Below are 15,210 nucleotides of genomic sequence, written 5' to 3' on the forward strand. Positions count from 1 at the left end.
AACCCATGCAACGCCGTCCCTTTCTCGCCACCCTTGGCGCCACCGCTGCCGCCTTCGCCTCCGGAGCCCGTGCCCAGGAGGAGGGCGGGAAGAAGCTCGGCTGGGCGCTTGTCGGTCTCGGTTCCCTGAGCACACATCAGATTGCTCCCGCGCTTGCGAAGGCGAAGCACTCCAGGCTCTCCGCCATCGTGACCGGCACGCCCGCCAAGGCCGAGCAATGGAAAGCCAAGTATGCCATCCCGGATTCGCACATCTACAATTACGAGACTTTCGACAAGATCGCGGAGAACCCGGACGTGGATGTCATCTACATCGTGCTGCCGAATTCGATGCACGAGGAATTCGTAGTCCGCGGCGCAAAAGCCGGGAAGCATGTCTTCTGCGAGAAGCCGATGGCGAACACGGCCGACGAATGCCGCCGCATGATCGCCGCCATGAAGCAGGCGGGGAAGATGCTTGGTGTCGGCTATCGCTGCCAGTTCGAGCCGCACCATCGGGAGTGCATGCGGCTAGCCCGCGAGAAGACCTTCGGCGCGCTGAAGTTCATCGAGGCCGGCTTCGGCTTCCAGATCGGTGATCCCACCCAATGGCGCCTGCGTAAGAACCTGGCCGGCGGCGGTGCCCTCATGGATGTGGGAATCTATGCTCTGCAGGCTTGCCGCTACATTGCGGGCGAGGAGCCGGTGGAGATCGCGGCGCAAGAAACGAAGACCGATCCGGTGAAGTTCGCCGAGGTGGACGAGACGATTTCCTGGTCGATGAAGTTCCCCTCCGGCGTGATTGCCTCCGTGATGACCACCTACGGGTTCAACGGGGCGAACTACTTTACGGCCACCTGTGAGAAGGGTCGCTTCGGCATGGATCCTGCCTACAGCTACGACGGATTGAAGGGGTGGACCTCAAGACCGGAGGTAAAAATCGAGTTCCCCGCGACCGACCACTTCGAGGTGGAGATGGATGCCTTCTCGGAGGCGATCCTCGCGAACAAGCCCTTCGCGCCTTCCGGTGAGCAGGGCCTGAAGGACTTGCTGGCGATCGAGGCGATCTACAAGTCGATACGCGAGGGCAAGGCGGTGAAGGTGGAAGGCATCTGAGCCGGAAATCGTGCGCCTTTTTCATTCTCTCTCCGTGCTGATTTCCGTTTCCTCACGGCGATGATCACCCGTGCCCGATTCCTCCAGCTGCTCTCGGCAAGCGCATTTCTCCCCGTTTTCTCAAGAGCAAATGAGAAGACCGGCAAGCAAGAGCTCGCGAAGTTGTTCCGGGAGGGAATGGCGAAAATAGACGAGATCTTCTGGGTGCCGGAGATCGCCAATTGGCTCGACCGCCCCGGCAAGGATCTCCGCGGACACTTCGATGGCAGCATCAATCCGCCATGGTGGTCCTGCGCGAATGCGGTGGAGGCCATGGTCGATTACATGGATCTCACCGGCACGGATATCTATGACGCCCGTCTGCGCGAGCTGCACGCGGGTAATGTCCTGAGAGGCAGCCGTCTTCCGGAGATCGCCGCGGGCCTTAAGAAGGCTGGCAAGTGGGCGAATCAAGACGAGGAAAAGCTGCGCCGTAGGATGAAGCGCCTCGATCCCAAGCGCGTTCACGATACCGAGTTCCGCAACGAGTACCTCGACGATTCCGCCTGGTGGGGCATCGCGTGGCTCAAGTTTCACGAACGCACGAAGGATCCGCGCTATCTCCGCACCGCTCGCGCTATCCACGAGCACATGGCGAACAACTGGCGCAAGGAAGGCGGCGTGTCTTGGGCGGAGGATGCCGACAAGCGCGACCCGAATGCCATCACCAACAGCCTCTTCGTTGTGCTATCGGCGCGGCTCTTCCGCGTGACCAAGCAGCAGGCCTTCCTCGACTGGGCGCTGAAGACCCTCGCTTGGGAAAAGGAGGCGAAGCTCTACGACGGCTCGGGGATTGTCGACCGGCCGGGCCATGTCGGTGACTATTGGACCTACAACCAAGGAGCGTATGTCGGTGGCTTGGAGGCTCTCCACGCCGCCACGGGTAAGAGCGAGTACCTCGACGAGGCGGCTGCGGTAGCCGTCACGATTCTCTCCAAGACCGGTGTCGTCCGCGAGGATGGTGTCTTGTACGAGAAGCTTAGTACCGACGGCTGGGATGTCGGAATGTTCAAGGGCATCTGCTGCCGTTACTTCGGTATTCTCGCCAAGTCCCTGCGAAGGAAGAATGCGCACCTCGAGGTGGCGGAGGGTTTGGAGAAGGTGCTGTCCTCCAGCGTGGCCGCGATTTTGAAGAGCCGTCCGGAAGAGGGGCTCTACCCGTTGGAATGGCAGGAAGCCCCGCGTGCGGAGATCCACAATTTCAATACCCAGCTTTCCGCCCTGATCACGTTTGCCGCAGCGATCCCGATCGAAAGCTGAGGGCTGTCGATCTCAGCGACGATCCAAGGATCGGTTGATGATCCCCCTGTCGTGCTTCGGCGTCAGTGTCCAATTGGGAGCAAGCGGCATCAGCCCGGACTCGGAGCCCCGTGTGAGCTTCACCTCTACCGGGATGGCTTTCTTTTCATATTCCCGGATCTCGGCTGGCGTCGGCTCCGGCATCTTCTTGGCGGAGAAGTGAACCAAGGTTTTGGAAGACTCCGACTTCAAGGCCTCCACCTGTTCATCATAGCTGAGCACCTTCAGTTCAGTTGGTAATTCGGCCCCGTGGATCGGAGCTGCAGCGAATACGACGATAAGCGGAATCAGACGATCAAGCATGGCTATCCCTCCAGTTCTTCGACGTGTAGCAGGATGCAGGAGCCCATGCAAGGCGCCCCATGGTTTTTCGGCCTTGAAAGAGGCAAGGTTCCGGGTCGTAGTGTTTGCGTGCTGGATCATCTTAAATTGGCTTCAAAAGTAGCGTTTGTCGCCTTATTCTGCTCCCTGGCTTCCGCTGCCGAAAAGCCAAACGTCGTCTTCATCCTCGCGGATGACCTTGGCTACGGTGAGGTTGGTTGCTTCGGACAGAAGAAGATCCCCACGCCAAATATCGACCGCCTCGCAACGGAGGGGGTGAAGCTCACGCAATTTTATAGCGGCGCCCCCACCTGTGCTCCTTCGCGTTGCGTGCTCATGAGCGGCAAGCACCTCGGGCACGCGGACATCCGCGGCAATCGTCAGGCCAAGGTCTCCTTCCCGCAGTTCGAAGAGGGCCAGCATCCGATCAAAGCGGATACCGTCCTGATGCCTGAGCTTTTCAAGAAAGCCGGCTACGCCACCGCTGCGATCGGCAAATGGGGACTCGGCCCGGTTGGTAGCACCGGCGATCCGAACAAGCACGGCTTCGATCTTTTCTTCGGCTACAACTGCCAGGCCATCGCCCACAGCTACTTCCCGAAATACCTCTGGCGGAATGCGGAGAAGGTGGAGATCAATGCCAAGCCGATCCCCGGGCACGTGAAGCCGGTGAGCGAGGCCAGAATGGAGGATTACCTTGGCGAGAACTATGCTCCGAAGCTGATGATCGACGAGGCGGAGAAATTCATCGCCGAGAAGAAGGATCAGCCCTTCTTTCTCTACCTTGCCTTCATCGAGCCCCATGTGGCCATGCACCCGCCCAAGGACTCGGTGGAGAGATTTCCCAAGGAGTGGGATCAACAGCCTTATCTCGGGGAGTCCGGTTATCTCCCGCATCCACGGCCACGGGCTGCCTATGCTGCCATGATCTCGGATCTCGATTCCCATGTGGGTCGAGTGATGGCTGCTCTCAAGAAGGCCGGGGTGGACGAGCGGACCTTGATCGTCTTCACCAGCGATAATGGCACCACCCACAAGAACAATAAGAAATCGCCTTTCAATATCGGTGGAGCGGACGTCGATTTCTTCAACAGCACCGCCGGTCTCCGCGGCTTCAAGGGCAGCGTCTACGAAGGTGGATTGCGCGTACCTACCGTCGTCCGCTACCCCGGGAAGCTGAAGCCCGGGACTTCATCGGATGTTCCCGGCTACTTCGCCGATTGGTTCCCAACACTGTGCGCTGCCACCGGCACCGAGCCTGCAGCCGCACTGGATGGCGAAAACCTGCTCCCGATCCTCAAAGGAGAGGCCTCTGCAAAACGTCAGAAGCCGATGGTTTGGACCTTCGCTGAATACGGCGGGCAAGTGGTTGTCCGCATCGGCGACTACAAGGTTCTTCGCAGGGGACTTCTCACCAAGAAGCCAGGCGATTGGGAAATCTACGATATCCCGGCGGACCGAGGCGAAACCAAGGATCTCGCAAAAGAAAAACCGGAATTGATCGGGAAGGCTGTCGGCGTGCTGAAGAATGAGGTGGCGGATAACGCGGTGTTCCCGCTCAAGATTCCCGGAGCGAACGATTGAAGGGAAGCCGGGAGGTGGTTGGCTTTTTCTATCGCAGTAAATCCGCTGTGTTCACGAGGTCTCCGGCGTCGGGCCGTATTCCGCCGGTTTCCTCACCGCGTAGTTGCGCCGCCATTCGGTGGGGCTGATCCCGGTCGCCGCCACGAAGCTCCGGTTGAATTGGGACAGCGAAAGTCCGCCCATTTTGGCTGCAATCTCGGCGATGCGCTGGCCGGAATCTTCCAGCATCTCGCAAGCCCGCGCCATGCGCTCGTCGCGCAGTATCCGCTTGAAGCTGCTGCCGGTGATTTTTTCAAACTGTTCGCCAAGATAGCCTGCAGAAAGGCCTACACATGAGGCCACTTCGGCCAAGGTCATGGGTCGACAAGGGTGACCGGTCACCAGTTGCCAAGTTGCTCTTACTGCGGCTGGCCAGTGGTTGATGGTGCGGGGGCCGCCGAGATTTTCCTGCATTGCGGACAGCATCCGAATGAGCGCGGGCTCGCGCCAAGCCAAGGGCCCCTCCGGATCTTTCGGGCGATCCACACGGATCAGCCATGCACCGTCGTTCTTCGGAAGCGAAAGCGACCATGCTTCCGCCGCGCAGAGGTCGGCGGGAGCGGGATCGCCGGAGCTACAGGTTACCTTGCCCCGGCTCATTCGCGAGAGGGCATCCACATAAAAGGCCAGTGCCGGCCACGAGCGGAACTCCTCAATCTTCGGGATCTGTTGGTCGGTAATCATACGTAGGTTTTAACCGGTATTTTTCTTCCGGTATGAGGAACGGTTCCCTGCATTTCGCGGAAAGCAAAAATTTATTTCCGGTTTTTTTATTCACCTTTATTTGAGGTTCGGCTAAGTTGCTTCCTATGAACTCTGCACCACGCCCATGGGCCCTGCTTAGTCGGCACGGGCACGCGTTGATCCATCTTGCCCGCAATCCACGCATGCGGCTTGTCGATCTGGCGCGGGACATGGATCTCACGGAGCGTTCGGTCCGTCTTTTGATCGGCTCCCTCGGTCGCTCAGAATTCCTCCACATCGTGAAAGCCGGTCGGAACAACTCCTACCAACTCGATTTTGAGCGGGAACTGCCTCATCCTTTCGAGCGGCAGATCTCGCTTCGAAAAATCATCGATCTCGCCACGATCACCGGCGGGGAGTAAGCGCCCGACGGTCAGGCGAAATGCATGGGCGGGGTGCGAGGGGTGCTTTTTCGGACCTCCTCTCGCGAAGGTTTCCCGCGGCTAAGTAGCTGAATGGCAGACCTGCGCACGAGCTGGCCTCTCTGGCATCAAGGATGCGAAAGGGAAGGGATGGATACCATCCCGCTTCACACTTCCGATTCCGTTCGCCTCCAAGAAGTTCTCACGCGCTACGTCGATTCGCGCGATGGCTACCTTGAAGCTTCCAAGCTGGTGCAATCCACCGGCTTGTCCGAAACCTTCAGCTTGATCGCGCAGCGCCGCGACCTGATTGCCTCCAAGGTGGCTGCCCTGATCGAACAACAGGGCACAAAACCGGACGAAGAAGGCAGTGTGGAAGCGGGAATCCATCGCTGGTGGATCCGCCTTCGCGAGAAGATGACGGGCCAGGATGCCGATGCGATCCTTGCCGAGTGCGTGCGAGGGGAACAAGAGCTGGCCCGAACCCTCCAAGCGGCCTTGGAGGATGAACATACTCTTGAAGAGCACCGGGAAGTTCTCTCGGATGCCTTGTCGGAGGTAAAGCTGGCCGTGCGGGCCTTCGATTCGGTGATCGATTCTTGAGCGCTTTGCAACAACGGCAAACTTGCGCCCGCATCGATGTAGTTGTTAGCTCGCGATGCGCGATAGACGCCCGACCGCTATGAGCAATCCATTTCAAGATCCCGGTGCCTCGAAACTTCTTTCACGAGTGAGGGAGGACATCTCCCTTCTCCGCGGGGATGTCACCAAGCTGCTCACCTATACCACCCGTTACACCTTGCCGAAGGGGGCGCGTGAGCTGGCCGGCACCGCCCGTCAGGGCCTTCTGGACGGGCGCAGCTATGCGGCGCAACACCTCCGCTCGATCGGCTCTAGCGCTCCCCGGCAAGCTGCGGGTGTGGTGGCCGGAGCTGCCATCGTGGGCCTGCTTGCGGTCGGGGTCTATGCGCTTTGCAAGAGCGAGCGCGCCCGTGCTGCGCGCCTGGCGGAAGAGGATGAGGCGATGGACGAAATTGGGATCTGAGCGGGTGCCGCAAAGATGCGGCTAGAATCCGGTGGCCAAGCTCAACTAGGCAATATACTGTTCGGGTGAACGGTATGAAGCTTGGCGAAAAACTGGCGATTCTAGCGGATGCGGCGAAGTATGACGCCTCGTGCGCAAGTTCCGGGGCGAATCGCCGGGATTCTACCGGTGGTAGGGGAGTTGGCTCCGCAGGCGGCGCGGGCATCTGCCACAGCTATGCGCCGGATGGCCGCTGCATCTCCCTGCTCAAGATTCTTCTGACGAACCGCTGCCTTTACGATTGCCACTACTGCATCAATCGACGTTCGAGCAATGTCCGCCGCGCGGCCTTTACGGCGGAGGAGGCAGTGAAGCTCACACTCGATTTCTATAAGAGGAATTACATCGAAGGCCTCTTCCTCAGCTCGGGAATCATCCGCAGCGCCGATCACACCATGGAGCAGGTGGTGAATGTCGCCCGCACCCTGCGGGAGGAACATGACTTCCGGGGCTACATTCATCTCAAAACCATTCCCGAGGCGTCTGCGGAACTGATCGAGCAAGCGGCCTGCTATGCGGACCGGATCAGCATCAATCTCGAACTGCCCACCCAGGAAAGTCTGGAAACACTTGCACCCGAGAAGAATCTGGGACGGACGAAGCAGGCCATGGGGCGCATCCGCGTGAAGCTGGAAGATGCGGCGGAACGGAAGCGGACGGGCGACCGCAAGTTGCGCCATGCCACCGGGCAGAGCACGCAGGTTATCGTGGGTGCCGATGCTTCGACCGATGCCGATTTCCTAGCGCGCTCGGACGAGCTCTACCGTTCCTATCGCCTGAAGCGGGTCTACTACTCGGCTTTCAGCCCGATTCCCGAGCCGTCCTCGATCCTCCCTGCCGCTGCCCCGCCTCTGCTCCGCGAACATCGCCTTTACCAAGCGGATTGGATGATGCGCTACTATGGCTTTAGTAAATCGGAGATCGTCCCCGCGGATCATCCCCATCTGGATCTCCACATGGATCCCAAGCTGGCCTGGGCCTTGAGAAACCGGGAGGAATTCCCCTTGGATCTCCAGCGTGCTTCCCGTGACCGGCTTCTCCGTATCCCGGGTTTGGGGGTGAAGAATGTTGATCGACTTCTGGTGATTCGCCGTCACAAGAATTTGCGGCTGGAGGATCTCGCCCGCTTGCGCGTCTCGCTGGATAAGGTGCGGCCCTTCGTGATCACGGCGGATCATCACCCGGCCCGCTATCATCTCGATAGCGATCGCTTGCTGGCGCGTTTCGCGCCGAAGCCCGAGCAACTCGAACTCTTCGGTCGTGCGTAGGGTTGACCCGGGAAATGGTTTCGAGTCGTGGCGGAAGGCTGCCCGGGGCTTGCTTGGCGAAGGTGTGCCGCCCGGCGAGGTGCTGTGGGAGGCGGAAGAGAACGGCTCGCTCTTCGGCTTTGAAGAGACCGCCCCGGTCACGGTTTCGGTTCGACCGGTCCCGCCCGCTTTCCTCGATCTCGCACGAGAGGTTGCTTGCCATTCGGATGCGCGGCGCTGGGCCTTGCTCTATCGCTTGCTCTGGAGAATTGCGTGCTTGGGCGAGCGCAGTCTTCTCGAAATCGCCAGCGATCCAGATGTCGCGCGGGCAAGGTTGATGGCGAAGAACGTGCGCCGGGAGATTCACAAGATGCATGCCTTCGTACGCTTTCGGAAAGCAGGCGAGAACGAAGAGCGGCGCGAACGCTTCGTCGCATGTTTCGAGCCGGATCACTTCATCGTGGAGCCCGGCGTGCCCTTTTTCCGGAAGCGCTTCGCGAATATGGACTGGTCGATCTTCACTCCCAAGGGCTGCGCCCACTGGATCGGTGGAGAGATGCGTTTCAGTCCCGGTGTGGAGAAAGATCCCTGCGACGACCCGGACCTCATGGAGGAGATCTGGCGTACCTATTATCGCAGCATCTTCAATCCGGCCCGGCTCAAGATGAAAGCCATGCAGGCGGAGATGCCCAAACGCTATTGGAAGAATTTGCCGGAGGCGGGCCTGATTCAGGAGTTGGCACGCGGGAGCGCGGTCCGTACCCAGGGAATGATCGAGGAGGAGGGGCGGGACGTGCGTCCCGAGCCGCGCAATGCCTATCTATCCCACTTGCGGGAGATCTCCCTGCCGCCCCGCGAAGCCGAACCAGATTCCCTTGATGAGATCGCGAAGATGGTGACCGCTTGCCGCCGCTGCGCCTTGTGGAACAATGCGACCTGCGGCGTTCCCGGTGTCGGTCCCGGCGATGCCCGGATCATGATCGTCGGTGAGCAACCGGGTGATCGTGAGGATCTCGAAGGAAAGCCCTTCGTCGGGCCGGCGGGTCAGCTTCTCGATCGCGCACTTGCCGAGGCAGGAATCGATCGGGGTTCCGCCTATCTCACGAATGCCGTGAAGCACTTCAAGTGGACTCCTCGTGGAAAGATCCGCCTCCACCAGAAACCCGGTGCCGGGGAGATCGAAGCTTGCAAGCCATGGCTCCTCGCGGAGCTTTCAAGGCTGGCACCTCAGGTTCTGGTTCTCCTCGGGAACACTGCCGCACGGTCTCTCCTCGGGCCGGGCGTTCAAGTGTCCAAGATGCATGGCTTGATCGAAGCTCCGCATCTCGCGTCCCGCGTGATCCTCACGGTGCACCCCTCCTTTCTCCTACGGCAGGTGGATGAGATGAAGAAGGAAATCGAGTTCCGTCAGTTCATCGCGGACCTGCGCTTGGCTGTGGTCTAACCATCTATGGCGATTCCCGCAGGATCTGCGCAGCTTGAGCGGAGCAGCGCTTAGCGCGTGATTCGATGCTCCGGCATCATGGTGGCGATCCTTGAAGACGCCATGATCACCATCAATTCCGCGGTCATTGCCGCTCTCGTTTCCCTCTCCGCGGCGCAGGCCGGGACCATCGTGACCGAATCGCCTGCTTCGACAGGAGGCTTCTCCAATGCCCGGCGTCCGATCAGCAATCCCACGCTTTTCGATCTGGCTCTGCCGACAACCCATATTCACCCCATCGCCATCTACCAGCGGCTGCCGGATTTCGTAAACTCGACCATTGGGGCCCTTCTTCAGCCAGGCGGGCGGCGCGGTCCCTGTCGTGGCCACTTTCGAGGGGATGGATCTGCTGGACTTCGGATCATCGAATGCCTCGCAGAACCGGGATTTCGTGACGGCGGCGGTCGGGTTTCGTTCCCGGCTTGCCGATGATATCGATGCGGGCTTGGCCTACGAAATCCCGCTCAAGGATAAAGGCGACGGCATCATGGAAGATCGCGTCACGCTGATCTGGTTTGGACATTCTAAGCGAGCTCAAGGCTCCAAGCGGTAACCGGTCCCTCGCACGGTTACGAGGTATCGTGGCCGTGCGGGATCGTCTTCCAGCTTGGTCCGCAGCGCGGCGATGAAGTTGTCCACGGTCCGCGTGCTGGGATAGGCATGGTAACCCCAGACGACATCCAGGAATCTCTCGCGGCTTACAGTCTCTCCCGGATGAGACGCGAGAAGGCGCAGCATTCCAGCTTCCTTCTCGGAAAGCTCCAGCGTTGTGCCGTCGCGAACCAGCAGGCGCTTGGAGAGATCGATCCTCGCGTTCCCCAAGCTGAACTCGTCGCTTATCGTGCTCTCGCGATCCTTCCGGCGTAGCAGTGCCCGGATCCGGGCGAGGAGCTCGTCGAGACTGAAGGGTTTGACGAGGTAATCATCCGCTCCGCTGTCGAGTCCGTTGACGCGGTCTTCCACCTGACCCTTGGCCGTTAGCATGAGCACGGCGCTGTCACGGCCACGCTTGCGCAGCTCACGGCACAATGCGAAGCCATCGAGGCCGGGCATCATCACGTCCAACAGGATAAGGTCGAAACCTTCGGTGCAGGCGAGTTCAAGTCCGGAGATCCCATCCGGAGCGGAAGTGACCCGGTAGCCCTCGGCGCGGAGTGTCTCGACCAATGCGGTGCGCATCGGCGCCTCGTCTTCGATCACCAGAAGTCTCATCGGGGGAGGTGGAGGATGAAGGTGCTTCCCTTGCCCGGCTCGCTCTCGAGGTCAACCGAGCCGTCATGGGCTTCGGCGATGGACTTCACCAGGCTCAGCCCGATGCCGCTGCCCTGTGTCTCGCGGCGGAGTTCATCGCCCGGGCGGTAAAAACGTTCGAAGATCCGCTTGTGTTCGTGCTTCGGAATGCCGGTTCCTTCGTCCTTCACGCGAAGTTGGAATCTCGGCCCATCCTCGTAAAGCGAGACCTCGACCTGGCTGTCTGCCGGCGAGAACTTGATCGCGTTGTCGAGCAGGTTGACCAATGCCTGTTGAATCGCTCCGGCATCAACTTTGGCTTCCACGGGCGCAAGCCGGGTTTCAAGGCTGATGTTCTTCTCCTTCGCGAGAGGCTCCATGAGCAGAACCGTGTCCGCTACCAAGGATTCCAGATCGGAGGGTTCAAGCTTCCACTGCCGCAGCCCTCGCTCGATCCGTGAGTGATCGAGCACGTTGCCGACCAAGGTCGAAAGTCGTGCTCCCTCCCGGGCGATCAGGCGATGGAATTCTTTCGCCGTCTCCGGTGCCACCTTCCCGGCTTCCAGGGCATCCGCCATCAATCGGATCGAGGCCACCGGTGCACGAAGTTCATGCGAAACACTCGCGACGAACTGGCTCTTCATGTCGTTTAGCTGGCGCTCGCGGCGCAGGCTCCGCTGCATAACAGCAAGGGCCCCCAGAACGGTGGCGGCTGCGAGTCCAAGAGTGAGGAATGTCCATCGCTGCTGTCGACGGATCGGTGCTTCGAGCTGATCTCCGAAGCCGTAGGCGTAAATTCCCAGTGTGAGCCCATCGCCGAGGGGAACAGGAGCAGTAGCGAGCGAGGGCCAGCGCGACTTTTCCGCAAAGATGTAACTGAAGGCCCAACGTGGTAGGCCGAGTTTATGTTCAGTCGCTACGAGAGGCGCTGCGCCTGGCCTAAGATAGCTGGCGTATCTGCCGCCGACCTTCACGAAGACGATCTGGGTCCCAAGCTCGGGCGCAGGTTCAAACCACTTGCCTTCCGGGTTATGCGCCTTTCTTGCAAGTTGCCTCACAGCTTCATGCTCGTGCCACGTGTTCCGGCCAAGAACCAGAAGGCGCTTGCTGAAAGCAGCACGCGTGATGACTGATGGAGCCTCCTTCACCAGAATCTGCTCAAGAAGATCCTGCTTCTGGCGATGCCGATCCAGAGTCTGAATTCGCAATGCTGCCAAAGCTCGCCGCGGAATTCCTCCCGGCGATATCCCTGCATTCGGATCGTCTCTTAGCTTCTCAAGAGCGGTAAGATCTTCGCCATCGAGAATCGCATCGAGCTCCGATGCTTCTCCGGGAACCGGCGGGTCGGGATAGATAGGGATGGTCGTCATCTGCGCTTGCAGATCCTTGGCGAGCGCCCCGGCAAGGATGGGGGCCATACGCTCGGCCTCTCCCCGCGCATCTGCCCAAGCCGCTTTCATCTGAGCACGGGTTCCCATGACCGCTAGCGCTACAAGCACAACCAGCGGTAGAATCACCGCCAGCCAAGGCCACAGCGGGAGCTTCGCGGAATGTCTTTTTCCCTTCATCGGGTGCTCGGCAGCTCAAGCGATGTGTTGCCGCTCCACTGGATCTTCAAACCATCTTTGAGGAAAAGGTTGCGAGTCGGGCCATCCCAAGAACTCCCGCTCCCCGCGGTTGTTTTGACATCGGCGTCGATCCCCAAGGCTCCTTCGGCGATGAACGTCGAGGTGCCTTCCTGCGGAGGCAGCGGAATCCAACTTGCTCCCGCTTGGACATAGCGGGGCGGCTGATAACGGATCTGCCGCACCGAGAGTTGGTTCTCCTGATCGATGTATTGGATCTGCGCATCCAGCGCCTTTGAGAAGAGTAGCTGCTCGCGCGGACCGAAGCCTTTCCATGGCTCTTCAGGCAAGGGCGAACGGACGGGGATCTCGACGATATCCCCCGCTTTCAAAGCCACGTCGAAGTTGCGGGCGACTTCGACCGACAGTGAATCGTTGGCGGCCTCCAAGGCAGCTGTGAGATCCACGGAAATCTTCTCGTCGCTGCCGACATCCTTGAGCCGATGAATAACGATGCGGCTGAGGTCAGGATGAGAGAAGGTGCTGAGTATCACCTTGCGCTCTTGCTGCAGCTCGCAGAGCCAAGGCGCGAGTAGCGTGGGATCTGCAGGAGCATCCTTCAGTGTTTTCTGATTCGAGCCCTCAAGCTCGACAAGCAGTTGGAGTAGCGTGGGAACCGCGTCGGCTTGGGACCACCCGGTGTTCCAACGGGAAGGAAAGCGGAAGTCCCGTTTGAACCGCGACCCAGGAGATACCACACGGACACGCTCCATGCGTGCCTCGTTCTCCATGTCCTCCGCCTGCTCGCGAATCACGAGCTTCACATGGTCGCCGGCTTCGAGCGGGAAGTCGCGTCCGTCCGCATTCAAGGGCAGCTTGATTTCCGGCCAATCCGTCCGCCTGACCAGAACGTGGTCGTCGGATCGCCACGGTTCGTCCCGATAGGTGGCTATCGCCGCCAGTGCGCGGGCCCCGACATAAGGTAACTCATCCCCCGAAGGATCATCAGCAAGACGGGCACCATTGACTCGATAGTTTCGGTTCTCGCTGCCTTGCTCAACTGTGATCCCGAAAGCCAAATCCTTCCGGAGCAACCATGAGGCGGAATGGATGGGGGCTCCACCTGGCCGCATCCTAACCGGCGGGGATGTATCGCCTGCGGGGGCGACAGCCGATTCAACGATATCGCCCCACTGAAGCGCCGGAATGGCTGCCGGGTCTTCAGTGCCGAACTCGATCGCCTTGCGGCCTCCTTCCGGCGTCTCACGCCACAAGATGAAACGGAGGCGAAGCTGGTCCGAGGGACTCTGATCCGTCCAAGGCATTGGTCGGTCGAGCAGCGCCTTGAGAAGTGGAGGTGGTGCCGCGGAAGGCGTCTTAGGACAGAGAACCGCGATGTCCGAGTAGGTTATGGTGTGATGAACCCACCGCACCTCATCGCGATGCTCGATGGCTTGGGCCACGAACTGGCGGAAGAGCTCAGGCCTCGCGGGAAGGGATGCCCGGCGACTTCCCATCGGCTGAGGAGTTCCGGGTGTCGGTAGCGACTGCACTTCAGCGGAAGCAGGCTTCAGGATGACACGGAAGTTCTCGCTCAGCCACCCTGCGTCGGGTTTTGCGCCTTTTTCTATCAGCTTCTTGAGGAGGCCCGAACCCGAGGATTGGGATGCCGCGATGATGAGCGGTGAAGCTCCAACACCCGGCGAGGGATCGGGATCGGCGCCCTTCTCCAAAAGCTTCTCCGCCACGCCCCATTCTTGCGAGAGGCAGGCCTTGAGAAGGAGAGCTTCCCGTCCTTTCCTCACGTTCGGATCCGCCCCGGCATCGAGAAGTAGCTGCGCTACCGGACTTTTGGCATAGAAGAGAATCGGCCCGCCTTCATATTGGGCATTTGGATCTGCCCCTAGGGAGAGGATCAGCTCCACCCGTTTGAGGGCGTCGTGCGAGAACGAGTCGGCGGCATTCTTTACCGCTTCCCCGAGAAGCTCGGGATCCTGGATCTTACCTCCAGCTTTCCGGATGGATTCACACGCCTTCGTCGCCCCTTTCCTGAATCCGAAATCGAGCGCCGAAATGGGTTTCTCGGTGCCCCAGGGAGATGAATCGGTGGGCGCAAGGCGACTGAGCGCATTGGGATCCGCCCCGGCCTGGAGAAGCCGTTCGATCAAAGCTACGTCACCCAATCCTGCCGCCAGGTGCAGCGGCGTGAAACCCGTTCCCGCCGCCGCGGCCTTCACATCCGCCTTAGCTTCCAGAAGCAGATCCACCGTCTTGGTTTGACCCGCCGCAATCGCTTCCATCAGCGGGGTGCCAATCGGCCGTTCGGGCTGATCGGCCGCCCGATAGAAAGGCAGTGCGGACTGATCGGAGGACCAGTTGATGTCCGCCCCAGCCGCGATCAGGGCCTTCGCGATGTGTAAATGGCCGAGTGCTGCGGCTTTAAGCAAAGCCTCGTTCTCACCCGGTGAGTCAGGCTTGATGCCCTTCTTGATCAGCAGATTGACCGTCTCCAGGGATCCGCTCGCGACTGCAATAGGCAGAAGCGCGAGGGTGTCCGGAGGTCCTGCTGTCTCCAGCAGATACGTGATGCTCTCGGCATCGCCCTTGCGAATCGCATCCACGAAAAGCTCTGGATCATTCAGGCGATCCGGACTGGTCTTCGCGAGCTGCTGTAGCGATGCGAGCATCGTCGGGGCCGGTGCCACTTTATCCGCTTCCAAGGGTTCCGCACCTAGGGCCGATAGATGGCCGCGTGCCAGCTTCAGCTCAGCCTCGGCCTGGGGAAACTCCCGGATCAGCCGCTGATACAGCCGGATCGCCTCGTCCTTGCGCTCCTGCTTGCGCCGCACCTCCGCCAATCGGAATAGCGCCGTTGCGGCGAATGGCCGCTGCTCCTCATGCAGGCGCAGGACCTTTTCGTAGCTCGCCGCGGCCTCCTCGGCATTTCGGCTGACTTCCTCCGCATAGAGTCCGTCTCTCAGAAGATCCCGCGGCGCGGCACCCTCCTCGGCTCGGAGGGAGAGAAGCGGCATGGTCATCGCGGCGATCAGCAGACTAAGGCGAGGAGTGGGGAATCGGGTCATGGCGGGACATTCGCAGGTTCCGTCCTCCGGTTTGTC

At 60.2% G+C, this 15,210-nt stretch carries 14 protein-coding genes; 9 read left to right on the forward strand and 5 right to left on the reverse strand.

Going from position 1 to position 15,210, the window contains the following annotated elements; translation table 11 throughout:
• The first annotated feature begins 5 nt into the window (after positions 1-5).
• A complete protein-coding gene (locus OJ996_RS12415; protein ID WP_264513911.1) occupies positions 6-1,094 on the forward strand; it encodes a Gfo/Idh/MocA family protein in 1,089 nt (362 codons plus the stop codon).
• A 60-nt stretch (positions 1,095-1,154) separates the two neighbouring features.
• A complete protein-coding gene (locus OJ996_RS12420) occupies positions 1,155-2,393 on the forward strand; it encodes a glycoside hydrolase family 76 protein (protein ID WP_264513912.1) in 1,239 nt (412 codons plus the stop codon).
• A 12-nt stretch (positions 2,394-2,405) separates the two neighbouring features.
• Here OJ996_RS12420 and OJ996_RS12425 read toward each other — a convergent pair whose 3' ends face one another.
• Positions 2,406-2,855, reverse strand: a complete 450-nt coding sequence (locus OJ996_RS12425) for a hypothetical protein (protein WP_264513913.1) — start codon at positions 2,853-2,855, stop codon at positions 2,406-2,408.
• A 6-nt stretch (positions 2,856-2,861) separates the two neighbouring features.
• On the opposite strand from OJ996_RS12425, the gene OJ996_RS12430 reads away from it, so the two are divergent.
• The gene (locus OJ996_RS12430) at positions 2,862-4,337 is read left to right on the forward strand and encodes an arylsulfatase (RefSeq protein WP_264513914.1); all 1,476 of its coding nucleotides are present in this window, start codon (positions 2,862-2,864) and stop codon (positions 4,335-4,337) included.
• A gap of 51 nt (positions 4,338-4,388) precedes the next feature.
• Here OJ996_RS12430 and OJ996_RS12435 read toward each other — a convergent pair whose 3' ends face one another.
• Positions 4,389-5,060, reverse strand: coding sequence for a helix-turn-helix domain-containing protein (locus OJ996_RS12435; protein WP_264513915.1), 672 nt, complete (start codon positions 5,058-5,060; stop codon positions 4,389-4,391).
• A gap of 203 nt (positions 5,061-5,263) precedes the next feature.
• Here OJ996_RS12435 and OJ996_RS12440 point away from each other — a divergent pair, with 203 nt between their 5' ends.
• The 6 genes from OJ996_RS12440 to OJ996_RS12465 all read left to right on the forward strand — a co-directional run bounded on the left by OJ996_RS12440 (position 5,264) and on the right by OJ996_RS12465 (position 9,849).
• Positions 5,264-5,482, forward strand: a complete 219-nt coding sequence (locus OJ996_RS12440) for a hypothetical protein (protein ID WP_264513916.1) — start codon at positions 5,264-5,266, stop codon at positions 5,480-5,482.
• Positions 5,483-5,632: 150 nt separating this feature from the next.
• A complete protein-coding gene (locus OJ996_RS12445; protein WP_264513917.1) occupies positions 5,633-6,085 on the forward strand; it encodes a PA2169 family four-helix-bundle protein in 453 nt (150 codons plus the stop codon).
• A 79-nt stretch (positions 6,086-6,164) separates the two neighbouring features.
• The gene (locus OJ996_RS12450; protein WP_264513918.1) at positions 6,165-6,527 is read left to right on the forward strand and encodes a hypothetical protein; all 363 of its coding nucleotides are present in this window, start codon (positions 6,165-6,167) and stop codon (positions 6,525-6,527) included.
• A gap of 74 nt (positions 6,528-6,601) precedes the next feature.
• A complete protein-coding gene (locus OJ996_RS12455) occupies positions 6,602-7,834 on the forward strand; it encodes a putative DNA modification/repair radical SAM protein (protein WP_264513919.1) in 1,233 nt (410 codons plus the stop codon).
• On the forward strand, positions 7,827-9,257 hold the full coding sequence (locus tag OJ996_RS12460) for a UdgX family uracil-DNA binding protein (RefSeq protein ID WP_264513920.1): 1,431 nt from the start codon (positions 7,827-7,829) through the stop codon (positions 9,255-9,257). Before OJ996_RS12455 ends, OJ996_RS12460 begins: the two co-directional genes overlap by 8 nt.
• Positions 9,258-9,636: 379 nt before the next feature.
• The gene (locus OJ996_RS12465; protein WP_264513922.1) at positions 9,637-9,849 is read left to right on the forward strand and encodes a hypothetical protein; all 213 of its coding nucleotides are present in this window, start codon (positions 9,637-9,639) and stop codon (positions 9,847-9,849) included.
• On the opposite strand, the gene OJ996_RS12470 is transcribed toward OJ996_RS12465, so the two are convergent.
• From OJ996_RS12470 to OJ996_RS12480, 3 genes are all read right to left on the reverse strand, one after another.
• Entirely contained in the window at positions 9,831-10,508 is a 678-nt protein-coding gene (locus OJ996_RS12470) for a response regulator transcription factor (protein WP_264513923.1), read from the reverse strand. The two genes, OJ996_RS12465 and OJ996_RS12470, sit on opposite strands and share 19 nt — an antisense overlap.
• Positions 10,505-12,004 carry a sensor histidine kinase gene (locus tag OJ996_RS12475; protein ID WP_264513924.1) on the reverse strand — a complete coding sequence of 500 codons (1,500 nt, stop codon included), beginning with the start codon at positions 12,002-12,004 and terminating at the stop codon, positions 10,505-10,507. Before OJ996_RS12475 ends, OJ996_RS12470 begins: the two co-directional genes overlap by 4 nt.
• 86 nt (positions 12,005-12,090) lie before the next feature.
• Entirely contained in the window at positions 12,091-15,174 is a 3,084-nt protein-coding gene (locus OJ996_RS12480; protein ID WP_264513925.1) for an ankyrin repeat domain-containing protein, read from the reverse strand.
• Between the last annotated feature and the right edge of the window lie 36 nt (positions 15,175-15,210).

The sequence above is a fragment of the Luteolibacter rhizosphaerae genome (genome assembly GCF_025950095.1).
GTDB classification, from domain to species: Bacteria; Verrucomicrobiota; Verrucomicrobiia; order Verrucomicrobiales; family Akkermansiaceae; genus Haloferula; species Haloferula rhizosphaerae.

Excerpts from the sequence above, each read along its gene's own strand:
- OJ996_RS12470 (WP_264513923.1), bottom strand. The coding sequence starts at position 10,508 with ATGAGACTTCTGGTGATCGAAGACGAGGCGCCGATGCGCACCGCATTG.
- OJ996_RS12415 (WP_264513911.1), top strand. The coding sequence starts at position 6 with ATGCAACGCCGTCCCTTTCTCGCCACCCTTGGCGCCACCGCTGCCGCC.
- OJ996_RS12445 (WP_264513917.1), top strand. The coding sequence starts at position 5,633 with ATGGATACCATCCCGCTTCACACTTCCGATTCCGTTCGCCTCCAAGAA.
- OJ996_RS12480 (WP_264513925.1), bottom strand. The coding sequence starts at position 15,174 with ATGACCCGATTCCCCACTCCTCGCCTTAGTCTGCTGATCGCCGCGATG.
- OJ996_RS12420 (WP_264513912.1), top strand. The coding sequence starts at position 1,155 with ATGATCACCCGTGCCCGATTCCTCCAGCTGCTCTCGGCAAGCGCATTT.
- OJ996_RS12455 (WP_264513919.1), top strand. The coding sequence starts at position 6,602 with ATGAAGCTTGGCGAAAAACTGGCGATTCTAGCGGATGCGGCGAAGTAT.
- OJ996_RS12435 (WP_264513915.1), bottom strand. The coding sequence starts at position 5,060 with ATGATTACCGACCAACAGATCCCGAAGATTGAGGAGTTCCGCTCGTGG.
- OJ996_RS12475 (WP_264513924.1), bottom strand. The coding sequence starts at position 12,004 with ATGGGAACCCGTGCTCAGATGAAAGCGGCTTGGGCAGATGCGCGGGGA.
- OJ996_RS12440 (WP_264513916.1), top strand. The coding sequence starts at position 5,264 with ATGCGGCTTGTCGATCTGGCGCGGGACATGGATCTCACGGAGCGTTCG.
- OJ996_RS12425 (WP_264513913.1), bottom strand. The coding sequence starts at position 2,855 with ATGATCCAGCACGCAAACACTACGACCCGGAACCTTGCCTCTTTCAAG.
- OJ996_RS12465 (WP_264513922.1), top strand. The coding sequence starts at position 9,637 with ATGGATCTGCTGGACTTCGGATCATCGAATGCCTCGCAGAACCGGGAT.
- OJ996_RS12450 (WP_264513918.1), top strand. The coding sequence starts at position 6,165 with ATGAGCAATCCATTTCAAGATCCCGGTGCCTCGAAACTTCTTTCACGA.